We start from the raw sequence: 19,284 nt of genomic DNA, 5'->3' as shown, positions 1-19,284 counted from the left end.
GAATCCGACCCAGGCGTAGAGCCGCCTTATGGGTGTATATGTATTCATAGATCACGTTTATTAGCTGATAATTGGACCGTACTGCCACGACCGGCAGTAAGCCGACCGCAATCATCTCTGGCTAAGCCAAGTGATCTGTGGTCGATTTACTGACCACAAAATAGAAAAGACACCCGAGGGTATCGGGTGTCTTTCCGTATTCATTCTTTAATCTAGGTAGCCTTCTTTGGACGGAGCACTAATGACCACTGAGGGGTGCGACGAGCGCTTTTTACCACGATCTCCGGATTAGCGCTTACTCCACTGGGGTGCTTTTCGAGCCTTTTTAAGGCCGAATTTTCGTCGTTCCTTGGCGCGAGGATCTCGCATAAGGTAGCCTAATTTTTTGAGAGGGGTGCGAAGTGAGGCGTCATAGGTAGCTAAAGCACGGGCAAGCGCATGTCTTACAGCTTGAGCCTGTGAGCTAATACCTCCACCAATAGCGTGGATCGTCACCGTAAATTTCTGGGGAAGCTGCTCCTCTACGGCATCGAAAGCATCAGTCACAATCTTCTGGAGCTGGCTAGTCTTGAAATAATCCGCGAGCTCCCTATCGTTGATAGTGATGGAAAATTTTGAGGCTGGAGTCAAGCGAGCACGAGCAGATGAGGTCTTGCGGCGACCAACGGACTGGGTGTATTTTGTTTTTTCGGCGGTAGTAGGCATTTGTTTATTTAAATTATTTTTCTTGCTGAATTTTTATTCTGTGACCGTTAAATTTTTAAGCATGACATCTCGAAGCTTGTTTGTTGGAAGCATGCCCTTGATTGCTTTTATGAATAGAGCCTCATAACCTTTTTTGGCTACCAATTCTTTTGAGCTTAAGATTTTTTCTCCACCTGGATAGCCAGAATAAGTCATGTGAGTAGTGTTCTTGGCCTTGACTTCATCAAGAGAAATTAACGAAGCGTTGGTAATAAGCACTTTGACATCGGCCACTGTGTTTTTACGGAAAGTTGGTTCATTTTTACCCATCAAAACCATAGCCGCCTGGGTGGCTACCCGTCCGAGTTTCTTATTTTTAGCGTCGATAGTGTGTGTGGTCATGGTTTTTTAGTGAGTGTTCCTATTTATAGCAGATAACTTATACAAGTTCAATAGTCGACATTTTGGCTCGGTCAGAGACGCGGGTGGGCATTTTGATGATGCGAGTGTAGCCTCCATTGCGGCCTTTATATTTTGGCGCAATCGTTTCCACGAGCATATCCGCCACTTTACCCTTGCCGATACTTGCTTCAATCAAGCGTTTATTGGCTGGGGTACCAGAAATCGCCTTAGTCATAAGCTTCTCAGCAAACGGACGGACTTCTTTTGCTTTTGGCTCTGTAGTCACGATCTTGCCATGCAAAAAAAGTGAGCGAGCCAATGAGCGCATCAAAGCCTTGCGCTGATCCTTGTCTCGTCCTAATGTTCGGTATGATTTGTGGTGTTTCATTTTTTTTAATTTATTTTTTTGCTTTTCTTACTTTTTCTGGCTAGGCCTTGAGTGAAAGACCGAGATCACTAAGCATTTTTTTGATTTCCTCTACTCCCTTGCCTCCAAGGCCCTCAATTTCGAGAATATCTTTTTCCTTTTTACGAACCAAACCTCCCACGGTGCGGATATTGGCATTGGCCAAGGCGTTGATAGTGCGAGCTGACAATTCTAGTGACTCAGTGCGTGTCTTTAGAATATCTTCATATTCCCCACCCTTTTCAACTGCTGATGAAGTAGAAGACTCTACATCTACGCTGCTGGTTTCAACTATTTCGACATCTTCCTTGAACCCAACGATAGCTTTGAGCTGAGTGATCATAATCTCGATTGACTTTTCGAGAGCAAAACGAGGAGTGACAGTGCCATCAGTTTGAATAAAGATATTGAGCTTATTGAAATCTGTTCGATTGCCTACGCGCATATTTTCTACCTCGTAATTGACTCGGTGAATTGGGGTAAAGATAGCATCTAGAGCGATAGTGCCAATGTCAACTTTGTCTTTATGAAGAACCTCTTTAGCCACGTAGCCAAGACCTTTTTCTACAGTCATCTCAATTGAGAGTTCGGTCCCTTTGTCAGTGATATTTGCAATAGGAGCCTCAGGGTTGAGGATTTTGACCTGACCTGGAGCATCGATATCGGCGGCTGTGACATTTTTGACACCTTTTACTTTCAGGCTGAGCTTGAGTGGCTCATCAGAAAGCATTTCGATGCGCACTTTTTTAAGATTGAGGATAATATTGATGACATCCTCCTTGACGCCTGCAATAGTAGAAAATTCATGGTCTACTCCGGCAATCTTGATACTGGTAATAGCGGCACCTGGAAGGGATGAGAGGATGATGCGGCGAAGTGAGTTGCCAAGAGTGTGCCCGTAGCCAGGGTAAAGACCGTCAATTTCATAGCGGCCGATGAAATTACTTTCTTCGATTACTCGTGGTTTTGATGGCAATACAACGTTGTAGTCAGACATAATATTTTATTAAAAATTAATTTATAATTTTCGCTTATTTTATCGCTTATAAAATTCAAGAACAGCTCCGAGATCAAAAAGCATCTCAGCTCCTTCTATTTTTGGCATGTTGACAACAGTGGCGGTATGCTTAGCCTTGTCATAGGCAAGCCAGACAGGAACAGCGGTATCTTTTGTCTTATCATCAATTTCCTTGAAAATAGCATTGGCAGCACTTCCATTTCGGATGCCCACAACATCACCCTTAGACACTCGATATGAAGGGATGGTGACTTTCTTGCCATTTACGGTGATGTGACCGTGGGAAACAATTTGACGGGTAAATGAGCGAGTGCGACCAAAACCAAGCCTGTAGATGGCATTGTCGAGACGAAGCTCAAGTGACTCATACAAGTCATTGATTGGAGAGCCGCTCTTCTTGGCGATGACCGTTTTGACGTATTTCGCAAATTGCTTTTCAGACACCCCGTAGGTCAGACGGGCTTTTTGTTTTTCCATCATCTGTAGACCGTAGTCTGATTTAGCTTTTGGTTTTTTGGCGCCGATCTTTTTTTCCACTACAAGCTGGAACTTCGCATTTTGCGTTTTTTCAAAGATTGGGGCTCCTAGACGGCGAGCTATTTTAAATTTTGGACCTCTTATCATATTTTTAAATTATTTTTACTTTATTATTTATATTTTTCTCAATGACTATCGATACCCTATACTCGTCGCGGTTTTTTGGGTTTTGGACCGTTGTGAGGCACAGGTGTGACATCCTTAATACTCAAAATATTTATCCCCTTAGAAACAAAACCTCTGATCGATGATTCTCGACCAGAGCCTACGCCTTTGACTATGACCGCCACCTCTTTCATTCCGAGGGTCTGTGCCTTTGCCCCAAGAAGCTCGCCGACTTTTGCAGCTGCAAAAGGAGTTCCTTTTTTTGCTCCCTTGAAGCCGATGGCCCCTGATGAGGATTGAGCAATCACATTGCCTTTGGCGTCCCCGAGAGTAAGGATGGTGTTGTTGTAGGTAGACTGCACAAAAAGTGTGCCGGTGTCTACCCGCTTTTTTAGGCTAGCCATCTTGACAGGAGTGGCTGTATCAACGGCTTTATCCTGCGCTGCTGCGCCTTTTGTTTCTTCATCTGTTTTAGTTACAATTTTTTTCTTACCCATAGGAATTTGTGATTAAAATTTATTATTTGAGTCTTTTAAATAAGACTAGGTCTTTGACTCCTTGCGCCGGCCGGTACCCATAGTCTTCTTAACCCCTTTATGGGTGCGGGCATTTGTTTTGGTACGCTGTCCACGAGCTGGAAGTCTCTTGGCATGTCGACTGCCACGGTATGATTTAATGTCCTTGAGACGCTTGATGTTTGAACTAACCTCACGTTTGAGATCGGCCTCAATTTTATAACCTTCCACAATAGCGCGGATTTTATTTTCTTCGTCTACTGAAAGCTCCTTGGCTTTTCGGCCAAAATCGATAGCGGCCTCCTTTAGAATCATTTGAGCTCGGGAACGGCCTATACCGAAAAGAGCAGTGAGAGCTATCTCAAGTCTTTTTTCATCTGGAAGTGTTATACCTAAAATACGCATTATTTTTTAAATTTATTTAAAGGGTTTTTGATTAGCCTTGTCGCTGTTTATGGCGAGGGTTTGATTTGCAGACAACATAAAGATAGCCCTTACGTCGGACGACTTTACATTTTGCGCACATTGCTTTGACTGAAGTTTTGACCTTCATGTGTGTTGATTAAAGCGACTAATAAACCCTGCCCTTTTGGTTATTTAGGGCGTGAAAAAGAGTATAACCTATTTACATTCTTTTGACAATCCTCCCCTTCCCACCGTATGGATCGAGCTCTACAGAAACCCTGTCACCCACTAGGACTCGGATACGGTTCATCCGCATCTTGCCTCCTAAATAGGCCAAGATATCATTTTCTTGACCGTCTAATCGGACACGGAAAAGAGTGTTGGGCAACGCCTCGGTGACTACGCCGTATGCGGCTTCAATACTTTTTTTGGTATCCATTAGGAATAAAATGGGGGCGAGTACTATAGTATAAAAAAATACGGCCTATGTCAATCAAAATCAACGCCAAACCAAATGGCCAGGCCGTTAATTTAATCTCTGGATGACAATTTTATCCGTTGAGTCCGGAAAGGTGCTCTTCCAGAAAGGCTTGATGACGGATTCAGCATTTTCAAAGCCATACTTTTGAAATACGATCTGGGCTTGGGTACGATTGAGTCCCTTCAAGTCATTTTTTAAGAGTTCATTTGAAAATGTCTGTTTTATAGTCGTGGTACCCGTCAAGGTAAAGGCTAGGCCAGCACTAGTAGAAGTCGATATTTCAAAGGAAAGCTTGTTTACGTCATCGGATGTCACGGGCGTACTCGTAGCGGCAATCACCTGGACTAGACTAGTGGTGTCAAAAATAAATGCCGTAGCCACGCCTTTTTCGCTGATAGTAGTTGAATTGGTCGGATGATTGTCGCCGGTTGAAGTGGCTTGATCTGTGACGGTGGCTTGAGGAAGGAGGGTGTACTTTATAGAAATGCTATCTGGATCTAGGGTAAAACGGTCTGGTGTCTGGCTGATTATTTTTTTAGTTAGGCTATCACGGAGATCCTGCTCGAGTGAAGAAGTGGCCTTGGCCATATCCTCATCAGCCACTTTTTTTACTAGACCGCTAGCCCCTCCAGTAATGGAACCCTTGGATCGAGCAAAAAAACCTGTATATTTTGGAGTGCCTTTAAATCCAACAATTGTAAAATCCTGAGGGTCCGCATTGTAGGATGAGCCAGCGGCATCAGCAATAATAGCGGCGTTGACACTACCAGGTGTAAGCTTACCGCCCACTATACTTTGCCCTGGCACCAAGACACCTTTCACAAGATGATAAATACGACCATCTGAGGTCTGAAGACGAGTAGTGGCTACGAGTTCTTGAGCAGATTTGCTGTAATTATTAAAAATGACCACGTTGCCTGTGGCCTTTGTAGAAACAGTTGTCTCCCCCGTCGCTGGAACATCAACACTGGCTGTGTCTTCCAAAGTCAGGGTTTGGAAGACAGGAACGGTAATGCCGGGAGTCGCTGCACTAGATGTAGCATCGGCCTCTATGGTAGTCGAGGTCGCCACAAAAGACTGGTGGTCTAGGTTGAAAACATCCGAATGGACCGTGACATAGACTGTCGCCCCAGAAAACAACAATGAAAGAGCAAAAACCAAACCTACGATAGAAGTAGCTGCAATAATCCATAAAATAATCCTGGGCGGATTGTGCTCGTATAGGATATCCTCGTAGTCGTCCTTCTCTTCTCGTACGTCGTCCGGGATTTCTTCCTGTACCTCTCGTAGATTTTGTTCAGGTTTATATTCTGGCTCAGGCAGCGTCTCTTTTGTTTTAGGCTTTTTTGGTGAAATAGTGAGATTTCGGATACTTCGCTTCTCAGGAGGAATAATATCTTGAAAAGTAGGTTTCATATGTCTCTAGTATAGCACAAAGATTTTACAGATCAGGAAAGTTTCTGATCAAAAAGTGTGGAAAAAGTGAGGACCACATCTTGCTCTGCTTCCGGATCAAAGCTACAGTATTTTGCTACATCTGCAGAGGTCAGTCTGGTCACAGAGAAATTGCCTTCAGCAAAGGAAAACTGGTTGTACTGCTCCCCTTCCACAAAATCAGAAAACAAAGGACTAATATCGTCGTGAGCAATAAGTAAAAAACGGCTCGGCAAAGATGTTCCGACCGAAAGACTCGTCAAAGTCTTGCTGAAAAAACTGAGCCAGTCCGCTCTAGCTTTTTTGATGGCTGCTTCCACTTTAGCTTGCATAGATGGATCAATGGATTTGCTTTGCCAAAGTCTGAGTAGCGATGAAGCCACTTCCCCTGTGACATGCATATCCTGAGACAGTGAGCGGACCAAAGCATTTTTCCCGTATGGAAAAGTGACTGTTTCCGAAATGGCATTATTTTTGATTAGGGTTAGCTCTGTCAGCTCTGAAGTAACATCTACGAGCATAAAATGCCCGAGAGAACTCCAAATATCCCGAGCTGTTGAAAAGGCTACCAAGGAGAGAGAGTGCAAGGTCAACTTACCGGGGTGAAGATGTTTAGTAATAGTCGAAGTTACTTTCTGCACTATATTTTTTTCGGCAAAGCTCAAAAAAAGCGACAGGTCGATCTGATGGGCCGTCTTGTGTAGCGGTGAAGATAAATGATAACCATTCAAGGAAACACTCACGACTCTCTTTTCGATGGGCACCAGTCCTTGGTTCGTGTGGTTTTTCTCTATTTCCTGTTCGGCTGTTTTAATCAATTCATCCATGATGCTATCCTTGACGACGAATGGCTTTTCAGATTTTTTTTTCACGAGGCAGGTTTGCGAAATATACCAAGGAGACGAAAAGACACATGAAGTGCGAGAAATGTGGGCAGAAAATTTCTTTTCAGCTAATCTGGGAAAACCTTTAATCTTAATATTTTGACACACAGTATCCAAAGCCCCGAGGGCTAGACTTTCTAGACGAGATGGATCAGCTACCTCCTGAAAAGGGATATCTACGCTCTCAGTGTGGATGACGTACGGAACTTTAGAATTACCCACAAGCGCTCCTTTGACTACCCCATTACCAATATAAATGATGAGCGATACTGTGGAACGCATATAGGACTATAATATCACAAAAATTATAACAAAACTGCCTTGATGCGACGCACACCTTGAGAAACGGCTTCTTCTTTCTGGATTTTGAAGGTACCCAACTCCGAGGTATTGGAAACGTGTGGTCCACCGCAAAGCTCGCGGCTGATGACCTCATCTGGGGTAGCGCTTATTTGATAAACCTTCACCACCTCACCATATTTATCATTGAAAACACCAATAGCGCCTAGTTTTTTGGCTTCTTCTTTTGGCATTTCAGAAAAGGTGACCGGGATAGCTTGTTTGATTTTATCATTGACCCATTCCTCAACCTTTGCAATCTGTTCCGGAGTCATTTTTTCTGAATGACTAAAATCAAATCGCAGCCGCTCGGCCGTAATATTGCTTCCCTTTTGAAAAATATGCTCCCCGAGAATAGCGCGGAGGGCGGCATTCAGAAGATGGGTGGCGGTGTGATACCGGGTCTCCTGGACCCCGGTGCTTGCTAGCCCTCCTTTAAACTTTTTCTCTGCTCCTTTGCGTGAAAGCTCAATGTGTTCACTCATCTCTTTCTCAAATTCCTGGCGGTTTAAATGGAAACCTTTTTCACGGGCAAGCTCCTCGGTCATTTCTATTGGAAAACCGTAACTCGAAAAAAGTTTAAAAGCTTCATGCCCAGAAATGGTTTTTTCAGATTGGGTTTTTGAATTTTCAATGATTCGGCCAAGCTCCTTGATACCATGGGCCAATGTCCCGCGAAACTTTTGCTCCTCTTTGTCTATTTCAACTTTTATAGTTTCTCTTTGATTAACAAGCTCTGGATAGATTTCCTTGTAAATATCGATGACGGCGTCCGCCAACCAAAAAAGTGAGCTTTTCTTCATCCCTACTACATCTCCAAAACGAACCGCCCGACGAAGCAATCTACGTAGAATGTAGCCGCGGTCAGTGTTTGAAGGAATCACACCGTCACCAATCATAAAAACTGAAGTTCGGACATGGTCGGCAATAATTCTTTTAGAACGGATATCTGATGAGGCTGAAAATTCATCTATTTTATCCATAATGGGTCTAAAAAGATCTGTATCAAAAACATTGTCTTTTTGTTGAAGCACCATGGACATACGCTCAAGGCCGGCCCCAGTATCCACGTTTTGCTGTGGAAGCTTACCTTGAACCTTGCCATCTTTTTTGAGGTATTCCATGAACACATCATTCCAGATCTCTACCACCTTTTGGGTTTCGTCCGCTTTTAGATATTCCTCCTTTGTCATATCCCCGAGACCGTTCTCGGTAATGTCATAAAACATTTCTGAATCTGGTCCGCAAGGGCCATTGTCTCCAGCGCTCCACCAATTTGATTTAGCGGGCATAAAATAAATGCGTTTTTCCGAAACGCCAAGATTTTTCCAAATAGAAAATGACTCCTGATCCCTTGGAGCATCTGCATTGCCTTCAAAAACCGTGACGTAAAGCCTAGCTACATCCAGTCCAAGGCCCTCCTCCTTCGAAGTTAAAAATTCATAGCTCCATTGAATGGCGTCTTTTTTGAAATAATCACCAAGCGACCAGTTGCCAAGCATCTCAAAAAAGGTGTCGTGGGTATTGTCGCCCACTTCGTCTATGTCCTGAGTACGCACACACTTTTGGATGTTTACGAGACGCTTGCCAGAGGGGTGCTTTTCACCCAGTAAATACGGCACCAGCGGCTGCATGCCGGCTGTGTTGAAAAGAACAGAGGGGTCGTTCTCTGGCACAAGAGAGGCAGATGGGATAATAGCGTGTCCCCTCTTTTCAAAAAATTTTAGAAAGCGGGAGCGGATTTCGGATGATTTCATTTTTTTGGTGGTTTTGGTCAGCGGTATTACTATATCAATTTTTGAGATTTAGCCAACTTTTCCAGGCGAGTAATGTCATCCTGGATTGACTGAAGGCCTCTTTCAAAAAATGCTGGCTTGGTCGTATCTATCCCAATTGATTTAAAGATATCTTCAGGACTTTTTGAACCTCCAGCCATCAAGAATTCTTCAATTTTTAATAAAAATTTTGGATCTGCCCTGTATGAGGCGTAGAGAGCTTTGCTTATAAGCTGTCCATAGGCATATGAATACACATAGAAGAACCGGCGAATATGCGACCAATTTACAAAAAAGTAGCCGTCATCTTCTTTTAATTTCATGGCTGGGCCAAGATAGGCACTCATATGCTTATTTAAAAGAGCACTAATTTCTTCTTTTGAAAGGGCTCCCTTAGTGCGGATGCCATTATGTAAATCATATTCAAAATTGAAGCAGGCTATCTGACGAAAAATAGTTGAAATATCGTCATTAATACGGTCGTGGAGGGCAGCAATTTTTTCCCTAGCGCTCAGTCTCTCAAAAATTTCCTCAAAAACGATATTCTCAAAAAAAGTACTGGCGACTTCAGCCACAGCTGTGGTGTAGTCTTGATACATTGGCCGTTGAACCTTAGAAAATTCGGTATGAAAGGCGTGCCCCATTTCATGGGCAAAGGTCATGATCGAATCCTCGTTGGGCATATGATTGAGCAAAACAAAAGTAGGGCTGCAGACCCCACCAGCACAAAAGGCACCTCCGGTCTTGCCTTTTTTTGGAAAAACATCTATCTGGCCCCTTTTCAAAAAATCGTGCAGAATGTTTAAATATTTGCCTCCTAGTTTTTCAAAACTTTTTTCGATCAGGGCCAGCCCCTCTTCAAAGGAGACGTGTTTACTCTTGCCTAAAGAGACCGCCCTATCAGCATATTCGAGATTAGGCAATTTGAGCAGGCGGGCTTTGAGTTTATGAAAACGATGACTAATATTAAAATGGCGGGTCGTAGTGGCTACAAGGTTGGTCACCATATCCTTACTGGTCTGATGAGAAAGAATAGTAGCTTGGTACGGCTCTTTGAAGCCCCTTAATTCATCGTTGATTTTTTTATCAGTGTAGACAGCATTGATTTCGGCCTCAGCAAAGTGACTTATCTCACGCAGTTTTTTCATGATGCTAGTGTGGAGTGCCCGGCGGTCTTTGGTCGGCAGAGTCGAGACCTTTCCCAAGGCTGCAGGCAAAGGCAGGTTTTCTTTTTTAAATAAAATAGTTTGTTGGTTGAGCAATTTGTCTGCCCCATCTATCCATAGACTGTGAGCAGGGAGACTTTTTAGGCTAAGGATTTTTTCTTCAGACTCAGTCAGATCGTAGCGGGCTGTCTCAAAGATAAGCTTTAAATGGTAATGAAAGTCCCTAAGGGTCTTTGAGGCTAGGAACTTTTTTTGAGTGGTCCTTGGTATTTTTCCAAGAGACAAATCAAAAAAGAGCACCCTGTTGCTAGCCGCGGTCAGTCGGCCAGTGATACGGTTGATTTCGGCCTCAACCCCTGGTTCAGAAGAGTTTAATGATTGACGAAAATAAAAATAAATTAAGGGACTAGCGGCAGATGAAAGTTCTGCCAATTTTTCATAATCCTCAAGGGCTTTTTTGAGGGTATTTTCATTTGTTGTATAGGATAGCTCTCCTCGATACTTTTTTTCAAAATCCGCATGGGCTTTCTCTATAGTGACGATATCTCGCTCAATTTTTGGGTCTGCGGGAGAGGTGTAAAAAAGGCCGAGATTCCATTCCGTTTGAAATTTTTCCTTGGCGATCACTTTTTTTTCTTGCAGCTTTTTTTTCATGAATGATTGAAATGGATTACTTAGTCAAATAGGCCAACTCCTCGAGTACAGATTTCTTCTGTTCAGCTGAAAGGGAAAGATGGCGATCGAGCAGGCCCGTGTCCGCAGCGATCTGCTTGCATAAAACAATTTGATTTTCAAAAAGCATATTTTTTTGGGAGCCAGAAATAGTGGTGAGTGAAGTAATGGGGTGAAAATTGAGTTCCTCTATCAGATCCTGCAAATTGCCCTGCTCTGGATAGTTCCAGCTAAGCATTTTTAAACCAACACATTTTCCATAATGCACAGCGGTTTCAGAAAACTTGGTGTTGGTGATCAGCCACCCTTCGTCTAGGTGTCGAGGGTGTCCATAGTCGAACTGAGTATGTCTGAGATCATCAAACCTAGCTTTGACGTAAAGGGCAATCTTCAAATCAGTCTTGTTACCCATTTCAGCATGAAATTTAACCTCTGACATTAATAATTTTTTTTCGTCCCAGGCCACTACGTCTACTTCGTGGGGCACGCAGGCGCCTAGAAGCACCTGGTCTACCAGAGCGTTGTAGCCACGCGCTTTAAAAAGTTCGGCGATGTATTTTTCAAAAGGAAACCCTGTAGGGCCAAGTTCGATAATGGAGCGGCGGAGTGAATAGCGAGCTGCTGCGGGCTTCTGCATTTCCTTGAGCAGATCAAAGGCATAGCGATAGATGGCTGTAGTGGTGACCCCATCGCTCATATCTTCATATATTTTATTCACAATAGTGGTGATGACCGTGTCGGTAGCCCCGGATTTACGCAGAGACATTTCAAGTTTTAACGGGTCAAAAAGTTCACGCTCTCCATCGCCCTTGGTAATAAAAATAGTTTTTTTCATTGTTTTGTATTATATCCTAGCTTCTTCCGATAATATACCTCCGCCTAGGCAGCGGCCCTTTTCGTCATACACTACCAGGGATTGTCCAAAGGAAAGAGCGGCTTGAGGCTCCTGAAAAGAAACAACCCATTTCCTTCCCGCTTTTTTGTCCCCACCCTGCTTTAAGCAAAGAGTACAGAATTGTTTTTTTTGGCGGTAGCGTATACGGGCAGAATACACCTGATTTTTTATAGGCAAAAGGTTCCAAACATGGTTTGTGAGAACTATATTTTTCAGACCAAAATCTAGCTTCTGGTCTTCGGTAGCTACTGTCAGGGTATTCTCAACCACATTCTTCGCGACCACATAATATGATTGGTCGTGATCCGTTTTTTGGGTGATCGTAAAGCCTCGACGGGTACCAATAGTATAGAAAAGTGCTCCTGTGTGGGTACCAATCACCTCCCCATTGGAGTTTAAGACGTTTCCAGGCCTGTGTGTAATATATCTTTCCAGGAACTTTTGCATGTCTACCTCACCTAAAAAGCAGATGCCTTGGCTATCTTTCTTGTCAAAGGTTGGCAGACCAAATTTTTTGGCTAGCTCTCTCACCTGTTTTTTTTGATAATGACCTATTGGAAATAAAATATGTTTAAGCTGCTTTCGGGTGAGAGTCCACAAAAAATATGTTTGATCTTTTTCTTTATCTGTGGACTCAACCAAGGAAAAAGTTTCCTTTTCGCATATTGCGTAATGGCCAGTGGCTACAAAATCAGCGCCTTGGGATAGAGCAAAATCAAGGAAGGCACCGAATTTTACAGTTTTATTGCAAAGGACATCAGGATTGGGAGTGCGGCCAGCAGAATAGTCCGCTATCATGGATTCGGCTACTTCCGTGCGATACACTTCTTCGGCATCAAAAGTGAAAAAAGGGATACCGAGATGAGCCGCGACGCGCATCGCGTCGCGGCGCTCTTCTTTCCAAGTGCATGGCAGCCACTCTGGATGCCAGGTCTTAATAAAAACTCCTGTAACTTCATAGCCCTGCTGTACCAAAAGTGCCGCAGCGACAGAGCTGTCCACCCCTCCCGACATACCGACGAAGACTTTTGGCCTAGGAGGTAAGTTTATTTTAGTAGAGATATTTCTTTTTATTTTTGACATGTTCTGCAAAAGTGGTGGCATAGTGAGTTATTCCTTTAGAATCAGACAAAAAATAAAGATATGGGCTTTCCTTTGGTTGCAGGGCTGCCATGATACTTTCGATTCCCGGATTGGAAATCGGAGTGGGAGGCAGACCTCTATGCGTATAGGTATTGTATGGACTGGGATTGGCTAGATCTGCGACTGTTAGTTGGCTACTTTTTTTGTTTACCACATAGCCAATAGTGCTGTCTACCTGCAGAGGCATGTTTTGGTCAATTCTTTTCCAAAGGATGCCCGCCACAATAGCACGATCCTCTGGTGTTTGCACTTCTTCTTCGAGGATTGAGGCCATTTTTATAATATCCTCGCTAGATCTCCCAGACTGGGAAATAGAGGTCTCCAAGGGCTTCAGCTTTTCTTGAAAATTATCTTGAAGGAAATTGAGGGTATCTGTGGCTGTGATAGCGGGCGAAAGAAAATAGGTATCCGGAAAAAGATACCCCTCCAAGCCTCTAGCCTCCGCTAGAAAAGCGACCTGATCGAATTGAGGAATTTTGGACTTGAGGATATCTCCAATATCCGCTACCGTTGTACCCTCAGGAATAGTTACCTTGATGGGTGTCATTCTAAAATCTCCATGCGTAATCATTTTAGCCACTGTAAACACACTGACGGGTTTTTCAAAGAGATAATCACCTGCCACCACAGTGTGTTCGGCTTTGTACATCACCCCAAGAATAATCAAGGCATTAGTAGAGGTAATGATGTGCTCCTGACGAAGCTCGCGGGCTACTGAAATCAAACTCTGACCTCTTTCGATAGAAACGACTGTATTCGAGACAAAACCAGATGGGGTTCTGAAACATTCTACGTAAAAGGCATAGCAAGCTAGGACCAGCAAAATTAAAAAAACACAGCCTGAAATAATCAGGTGTTTTTTTATATTTATTTTAATTCTTTTTTTAAAATCTTTCTCCACGCAATCTAAAATTAAAATAAATAAATTAAACAGGCAAATTGGCTGGCGGCTCAGCCTTTTTGGAACCAATACGTTCGAATGTCGGCGTTCGCGAAACGCTTCCAGGAAAATGATACACCGTAGCAAGCTCTTCCGTAGTCATGACAAACACATTTTGTTTGTACCCTCCAGGCAAAAATTCGTCATAAAAAATTGAACGTTCTTTATAAAGCCCAAGCATCATGCGCTTCATAGCAGGCACCTTTATCCCTCTCCAATCCTGCCAGGGCAAATCAACGGAAGTGGCGTTGGTCGGAGCAAAACTATTGAGGTTAATAGAGTTGTATTGTTTAAACGACCCTGTCATGCCAGCTAGGCTGCCAGGGTTAAAAACTTCTTTTTTAGCTATATAAATAGCTCTGATGCCGACATCGAAGGCAATCTTGGAAAGATTGTGCTCAATTGCCTCGACGACAGCCCTTTCCCCCTTGGTCATAGAAAGTTCGGCAATATTAAACTCCCCTTCTTTTGGTTTTTTATCGCGGCTCATCCGTTTTTTGATGTCAGCTTTGGCGTCATGTTCCCAACCAACCGGCTTATTTGACCAGGTGCTAGGGTTGTACCATGCCCAATCTGGGTGGGTTCTTTCCTTTTTGTGGGCCCGAATCATAATCTGGATCCAGACCTGCTCACCCTTACGCAGAGAGCCTAGATATTCTATTACTGGTGTCATTGGATCGATTTTGAATTCCTCCTTTGGATCCTTATCCAAACCAAAATCCAAATAGGTTTTTATGGGTATATGAGAAGCGGCGGTTTTTTTAAAATCACAAGCAAACATATTTATCACCTCAGGATCAAAATAAATTCCTGAAGCGTAGTCATTTACCTGGGCAATTTCTATTTCTGGGTACTGCCCATAGATCTGCGACTCTATGACGCTCTTCCAGCGCTCTCGACTCCAGATGAAAAAACGGATTCTTCCATCGATTGATACCAGTTCCAAGGAAAACCACGGCCTCATACCACCTAGCCAGTATTTGTCGTAGCGAGTACCTTCTCCTCCTGTCTGATAAAGTGAAGTGATAAAAAGTTCCATAGCCAAAGGGCTCTTCAGCTGTTCTTTCGGCAAGCGAAGCTCGAGCAAAATATATTTTTGTTTGGCTAGAAAAACTGCCCGGACATAGGTCACCCAATTGCTCCAAAAAGCTCTAGCCAAAATAATTGGCAAAATAATAACCGCTGCAATATAAACTAAACGGATAACAGGCCCGAAAAGTGTCGAAAGGATTGAAGCGTAGAATTCTTGAATCACAATAAGAGTATTTTACTCTAGTTTAGTTTTTTTTAACAGAGTGTAGTCCCCCTAGTACAACTTTTGGGAGACACGGAAAATTTCTACTGAAATTTTCCTTATCCTCGCCAACGCTTTGGCTGCGGGGTCTCCCAAAAGTTGTACTAGGGGACCTGCAACACTATTAAAAAATTAGACTAGAGTGTACCGACCTTCCTTATCTTTCTTAAACACTTTAGGGTTTTGGAGATTGACCATAATGGTGTTTTCCTTGACGTAGCGTTCCTTGAGAACTTTATCAATAATCTCTTCACGCTTGAGAGGCCCGTGTTTTTCAAGGACTTTTTTGATAACGTCTTTGACCACACCGGAAAGATAGCCCCACTCCGAAAGAGCATAGAGACCGCGACCGACGAGCACAAAACGATCATCCTTGATCAATTCATTGTGGGTAGTGGCAACGTGAGCCTTTTTTCCAAAAATATCGCTGATGATTTTAGCAATTTCTTTGAAGTGAATTGGTGACCCGTGTTTTCGCATAGCGAGAAAAGCATAGTCTCGAATACCTTTTGTATGAATGTTTGGAGAATCAGCCCGTCCCCATTCGCCGAGAGGATTTTTATCGATGTTCTTTGAAAGGGCCAACCAGCGTTTGATGATTTCCTCATTTTTGTATTGCTCATTGACATCTTTGATGTGTTCTAGGAAAGAAGCGATGAGTTCTGATTCGGGAATAATATCATCCTCTGAAAGGCCTTTGTAAAGTTTACGAAGTGACTCGTGCACCTTTTTTGCCAATTCAGGATCAACATTCCATCGGTGTTTAAATTCATCGTCCTCTTTTTCTTTTTTAAAGGCATCTCCAATGACAAGGATAAAGTGGATATGATTTTGAGTTGATTTGTCTTTTGAAAAAGATTTGAGCAAATCCTCCTCAGCAATGATACCGCCCATGGTCCTGATCACTTTCTCGAGCTCGTCAAAGGTGGCTTTTTCCTGCTTAAAATAGGATGACTTGCGGATATTGGCAAGGCCGGCGTTTTCAATCTGGCGAACGCGCTCACGGGTGATATTGTAGGTCTCTCCGATGCCTTCGAGAGTCATTTTTTCGGTATCCTTTCCAAGGCCATAGCGTTTGATGATGACTTCGCGAGCGCGAGTAGGCAGAGCAGACAAAAGACGCTTGGTGACTTGCTTGGGTTTAAAGGACAGTGTGTGAGTCATATAAATTTAAATAATATAGTTCTTTATTTGTAGCATACAAGCCTAAACGTGTCAAATAACAATGTTTATGAGTCGGTTTTTGACGTAAATAATTTTTTTAATAGCCTGACCCTCAAGCCATTTTGCGATATGCTCATTGGATTTAGCGGCTTCGAGGACTTCACTCTCTGACGCCTCAGCGGACACTGTGACAGAGCCTCGCATTTTACCCTTGATTTGCACGACAACAGAGACTGCCTCAGCCTCAATCTTTGTTGGATCAAAACGTGGCCACTCAGCTTTATGAATAGAGCTTTTATTACCAAAACGAGACCAGAGCTCCTCCGTAATGTGTGGAGCGAACGGGGCAAGAAGACGTAAAAATTGGCTAAATGGCCCCACTTCAAGCCTATTTTCATCTACAGCCACTTTCTCAAAAGCATTGAGTAAAATCATCATGGCGCTAATCGAAGTGTTGAGACTGAAGGATTCAATGTCCCCAGTCACTTTCTTAATAGTTTTATTCAGCAATATTTCAGTTTCCTTTGAAATTTTCTGAGGGGGGTTTTTATCCGACTTCCCTTTTCCTTTTAACTCGACTTTTTCGGCAAGTCTCCATATGCGATCAATAAACCGACGTGAACCTATGATACTCTCAGTACTCCACGGCAAGCTCTGACCAAAAGGGCCTATAAACATTTCATAGACACGCAAAGTGTCGGCTCCATATGTCGATACTACATCGTCAGGATTAATAATATTTCCCCAGCGCTTACTCATCTTGCGGTTGTCAGCACCCAAAATCATGCCTTGATTGCGTAGGCGCCTAAACGGCTCTGGTGTAGGAACAAGCCCAAGATCGTAAAGAAACATGTGCCAAAAACGTGAGTAGAGCAAGTGACCGGTGGCATGCTCGGCTCCTCCAATATACATATCTACATTTTGCCAATATTTCAGAGCCAGCTCCCCAGCAAAGGCCGCTTTATTGTGAGGATCCATGTAGCGGAGGAAGTACCATGAGGACCCAGCCCAACCAGGCATCGTATTGGTTTCGTAGCCTTTTTTAGTCCACGAGAGCACTCCAGCCAGAGGCGATTCCCCTGTCCCAATTGGTTGGTATGAGGTGACATTTGGCAGTTTCAAAGGCAAATCTTTTTCGGCTACTTCATGGATAATTCCTTCTTTGTCGTGTTGTAAAGGAATCGGTTCGCCCCAGTAGCGTTGACGAGCAAAAATTGCATCGTGAAATTTGTAGCGGGTCACGAGCTTGCCTCCAGCTTTTTGGGTAATTTCTTTTCTTGATTCATCCGTGTCCTCGACTTCAAGATAATTCACAGGCAACTTAAATTTTTTGGCAAACTCCAAATCTCTTTCGTCGTGGGCCGGTACTGCCATCACTGCCCCTGTCCCGTAGGAGGCCAGGACATAGTCTGCGACCCACACAGGCACCTCTTCTCCATTTACAGGATTGATAACGGTGATTCCCTTGAGCTCAACTCCTGTTTTTTCCTTATCGGCCGCTGTCCGTTCGAAGTCTGCCTTATTTTTTATTTTTTGGACGTAGGTGCTGACTTCATTCCAGTTTTGAATACTTGATCTTAAGCTCTGAACAAGCTCGTGCTCTGGCGCCAATACCATGTAAGTCACTCCGAAAAGGGTGTCTGCGCGAGTAGTAAAAATTTTTATTTTTTGAGCGGTGTTTTTTGAGCCAATTTTTAAGGCAAATTCAATCTCTGACCCTTCACTCTTTCCAATCCAATTTCGCTGGATTTCCTTGATGTGCTCAGACCACTCCAGAGTATCCAGACCTTCAAGCAAGCGATCGCCATACGCCGTGATCCGCATAAACCACTGGCGCATCGATTTTTTTTCTACAGGGAAACCTCCTCGCTCAGATACCGGTCGCCCATCCTTATCTTGGACAATTTCATCGTTAGCCAATACAGTCCCAAGACCAGGACACCAATTGACCTCGCTGTAGCCTTCGTAGGCTAAGCGGTATTTCATCAGGATGTCCTGTTTTTCTTTTTCACTTTTACTTGTCCACTCATTCTTAGGAAAAGAAGCGATCAATGTATCAATATGCTCAGCTCGTCCTTTTTTGCTATTGTACCAAGCATCATAGAGCTTGAGAAAAATCCACTGCGTCCAACGGTAATATTCCGGATCGGTTGTATTGATCTCACGAGACCAGTCAAAAGAAAAACCGATGCCTTCGAGCTGCTTTTTGTAGGTGGCCACATTTTTCAAAACAGCCTTGCGCGGATGAATGTTGTTTTGAATGGCGTACTGCTCTGCAGGCAAACCAAAAGCGTCGTAGCCCATTGGATGCAAGACATTGTACCCTTGCATCCGCTTGAAGCGGGCAAAAATATCTGAAGCGATATACCCACGAGGATGACCTACATGCAAACCCTGGCCAGACGGATATGGAAACATGTCCAGGACGTAGCATTTTGGAGGTAATTTTTCTGTGCTAGAGACACCAGTAGCTTTTTTAGGGTTGGTAGCTTTATAGAGGCCTTTTTTCTCCCATTCTTTTTGCCATTTTTTTTCTAGGGCTAGATGATTGTATTTCTTCATTTATTCTTTAAATTTTTTAATAGCCACACCGATAAGCAACGCCAATGCAATAAATAAAATAATGACCTTGATCAGGTTGTCAGCTGAGGACCAATAACGAGCGGAGGCAATGATAAATGAAAGGACGCCTCCATAGGCCAAGCCGAGTGAAACGACAGCGTTTGCTGACAAGAGAATTCCCGCCACCAAAGAAATAGCCCCGAGAATCACCAAGGTGATAAAGACATTTCTTTCATAGGTTTTCGAGGCTGCATCATAATTGTTTTGACAGGTGTAGTTGAGATTACAGTAGCCTGCTGGCTCGACGGGCGTAGAAATATCGCTCTTGGGTGCCGCTGCTGGGGCTACATTTCCATTCCACTGGCCTCCTTGGGCCACACATTCAGCTTGAGTGTTGGCTGGTTGGATGATTTGGTTGTTGGGACAAAAGGCAACGTAGTCGGGAGATTTATAGACCAAGGAA

The 19,284-nt window shown here is 43.5% G+C and carries 20 protein-coding genes; all 20 read right to left on the bottom strand.

Going from position 1 to position 19,284, the window contains the following annotated elements; all coding sequences use genetic code 11:
* Window positions 1-288: 288 nt before the first annotated feature.
* Entirely contained in the window at window positions 289-705 is a 417-nt protein-coding gene (rpsI, locus tag PHF79_01340; protein MDD5318454.1) for a 30S ribosomal protein S9, read from the bottom strand.
* A 33-nt stretch (window positions 706-738) separates the two neighbouring features.
* Complete coding sequence (locus tag PHF79_01335; protein ID MDD5318453.1) at window positions 739-1,086, bottom strand: uL13 family ribosomal protein; 348 nt, start codon at window positions 1,084-1,086, stop codon at window positions 739-741.
* A gap of 37 nt (window positions 1,087-1,123) precedes the next feature.
* Window positions 1,124-1,474, bottom strand: coding sequence for a 50S ribosomal protein L17 (gene rplQ, locus PHF79_01330; GenBank protein ID MDD5318452.1), 351 nt, complete (start codon window positions 1,472-1,474; stop codon window positions 1,124-1,126).
* 40 nt (window positions 1,475-1,514) lie between these two features.
* Window positions 1,515-2,489, bottom strand: a complete 975-nt coding sequence (locus PHF79_01325) for a DNA-directed RNA polymerase subunit alpha (protein MDD5318451.1) — start codon at window positions 2,487-2,489, stop codon at window positions 1,515-1,517.
* Window positions 2,490-2,528: 39 nt separating this feature from the next.
* Window positions 2,529-3,134, bottom strand: coding sequence for a 30S ribosomal protein S4 (rpsD, locus tag PHF79_01320; GenBank protein ID MDD5318450.1), 606 nt, complete (start codon window positions 3,132-3,134; stop codon window positions 2,529-2,531).
* A 56-nt stretch (window positions 3,135-3,190) separates the two neighbouring features.
* Window positions 3,191-3,556, bottom strand: coding sequence for a 30S ribosomal protein S11 (gene rpsK / locus PHF79_01315; protein ID MDD5318449.1), 366 nt, complete (start codon window positions 3,554-3,556; stop codon window positions 3,191-3,193).
* A 138-nt stretch (window positions 3,557-3,694) separates the two neighbouring features.
* Complete coding sequence (gene rpsM, locus PHF79_01310) at window positions 3,695-4,075, bottom strand: 30S ribosomal protein S13 (protein MDD5318448.1); 381 nt, start codon at window positions 4,073-4,075, stop codon at window positions 3,695-3,697.
* 28 nt (window positions 4,076-4,103) lie between these two features.
* Window positions 4,104-4,220: a 50S ribosomal protein L36 gene (rpmJ, locus tag PHF79_01305; protein ID MDD5318447.1), complete on the bottom strand. Its 117-nt coding sequence runs from the start codon at window positions 4,218-4,220 to the stop codon at window positions 4,104-4,106.
* Window positions 4,221-4,292: 72 nt separating this feature from the next.
* Window positions 4,293-4,511, bottom strand: coding sequence for a translation initiation factor IF-1 (infA, locus tag PHF79_01300; GenBank protein ID MDD5318446.1), 219 nt, complete (start codon window positions 4,509-4,511; stop codon window positions 4,293-4,295).
* An 87-nt stretch (window positions 4,512-4,598) separates the two neighbouring features.
* Complete coding sequence (locus tag PHF79_01295; protein MDD5318445.1) at window positions 4,599-5,969, bottom strand: hypothetical protein; 1,371 nt, start codon at window positions 5,967-5,969, stop codon at window positions 4,599-4,601.
* Window positions 5,970-6,001: 32 nt separating this feature from the next.
* On the bottom strand, window positions 6,002-7,153 hold the full coding sequence (locus tag PHF79_01290; protein ID MDD5318444.1) for a hypothetical protein: 1,152 nt from the start codon (window positions 7,151-7,153) through the stop codon (window positions 6,002-6,004).
* Window positions 7,154-7,176: 23 nt separating this feature from the next.
* Window positions 7,177-8,967: an alanine--tRNA ligase gene (locus PHF79_01285; GenBank protein ID MDD5318443.1), complete on the bottom strand. Its 1,791-nt coding sequence runs from the start codon at window positions 8,965-8,967 to the stop codon at window positions 7,177-7,179.
* 29 nt (window positions 8,968-8,996) lie between these two features.
* A complete protein-coding gene (locus PHF79_01280) occupies window positions 8,997-10,805 on the bottom strand; it encodes a M3 family oligoendopeptidase (protein ID MDD5318442.1) in 1,809 nt (602 codons plus the stop codon).
* A 16-nt stretch (window positions 10,806-10,821) separates the two neighbouring features.
* Complete coding sequence (locus tag PHF79_01275) at window positions 10,822-11,658, bottom strand: ATPase (protein MDD5318441.1); 837 nt, start codon at window positions 11,656-11,658, stop codon at window positions 10,822-10,824.
* Between the two features lie 9 nt (window positions 11,659-11,667).
* Window positions 11,668-12,822, bottom strand: a complete 1,155-nt coding sequence (gene mnmA / locus PHF79_01270; GenBank protein MDD5318440.1) for a tRNA 2-thiouridine(34) synthase MnmA — start codon at window positions 12,820-12,822, stop codon at window positions 11,668-11,670.
* The gene (gene mltG, locus PHF79_01265) at window positions 12,770-13,762 is read right to left on the bottom strand and encodes an endolytic transglycosylase MltG (GenBank protein ID MDD5318439.1); all 993 of its coding nucleotides are present in this window, start codon (window positions 13,760-13,762) and stop codon (window positions 12,770-12,772) included. Before mltG ends, mnmA begins: the two co-directional genes overlap by 53 nt.
* 25 nt (window positions 13,763-13,787) lie before the next feature.
* Complete coding sequence (locus tag PHF79_01260; protein MDD5318438.1) at window positions 13,788-15,056, bottom strand: hypothetical protein; 1,269 nt, start codon at window positions 15,054-15,056, stop codon at window positions 13,788-13,790.
* A 171-nt stretch (window positions 15,057-15,227) separates the two neighbouring features.
* Window positions 15,228-16,259, bottom strand: a complete 1,032-nt coding sequence (locus PHF79_01255) for a sigma factor-like helix-turn-helix DNA-binding protein (protein MDD5318437.1) — start codon at window positions 16,257-16,259, stop codon at window positions 15,228-15,230.
* A gap of 51 nt (window positions 16,260-16,310) precedes the next feature.
* The gene (locus tag PHF79_01250; GenBank protein ID MDD5318436.1) at window positions 16,311-18,821 is read right to left on the bottom strand and encodes a class I tRNA ligase family protein; all 2,511 of its coding nucleotides are present in this window, start codon (window positions 18,819-18,821) and stop codon (window positions 16,311-16,313) included.
* The coding region (locus tag PHF79_01245; GenBank protein MDD5318435.1) for a hypothetical protein at window positions 18,822-19,284 on the bottom strand (463 nt) is incomplete at its 5' end.

The sequence above is a fragment of the Candidatus Paceibacterota bacterium genome, assembly GCA_028714275.1.
GTDB lineage: Bacteria > Patescibacteriota > Minisyncoccia > Phycocordibacterales > CAINVO01 > CAINVO01.
This window is presented reverse-complemented; position numbering and strand designations above follow the sequence as displayed.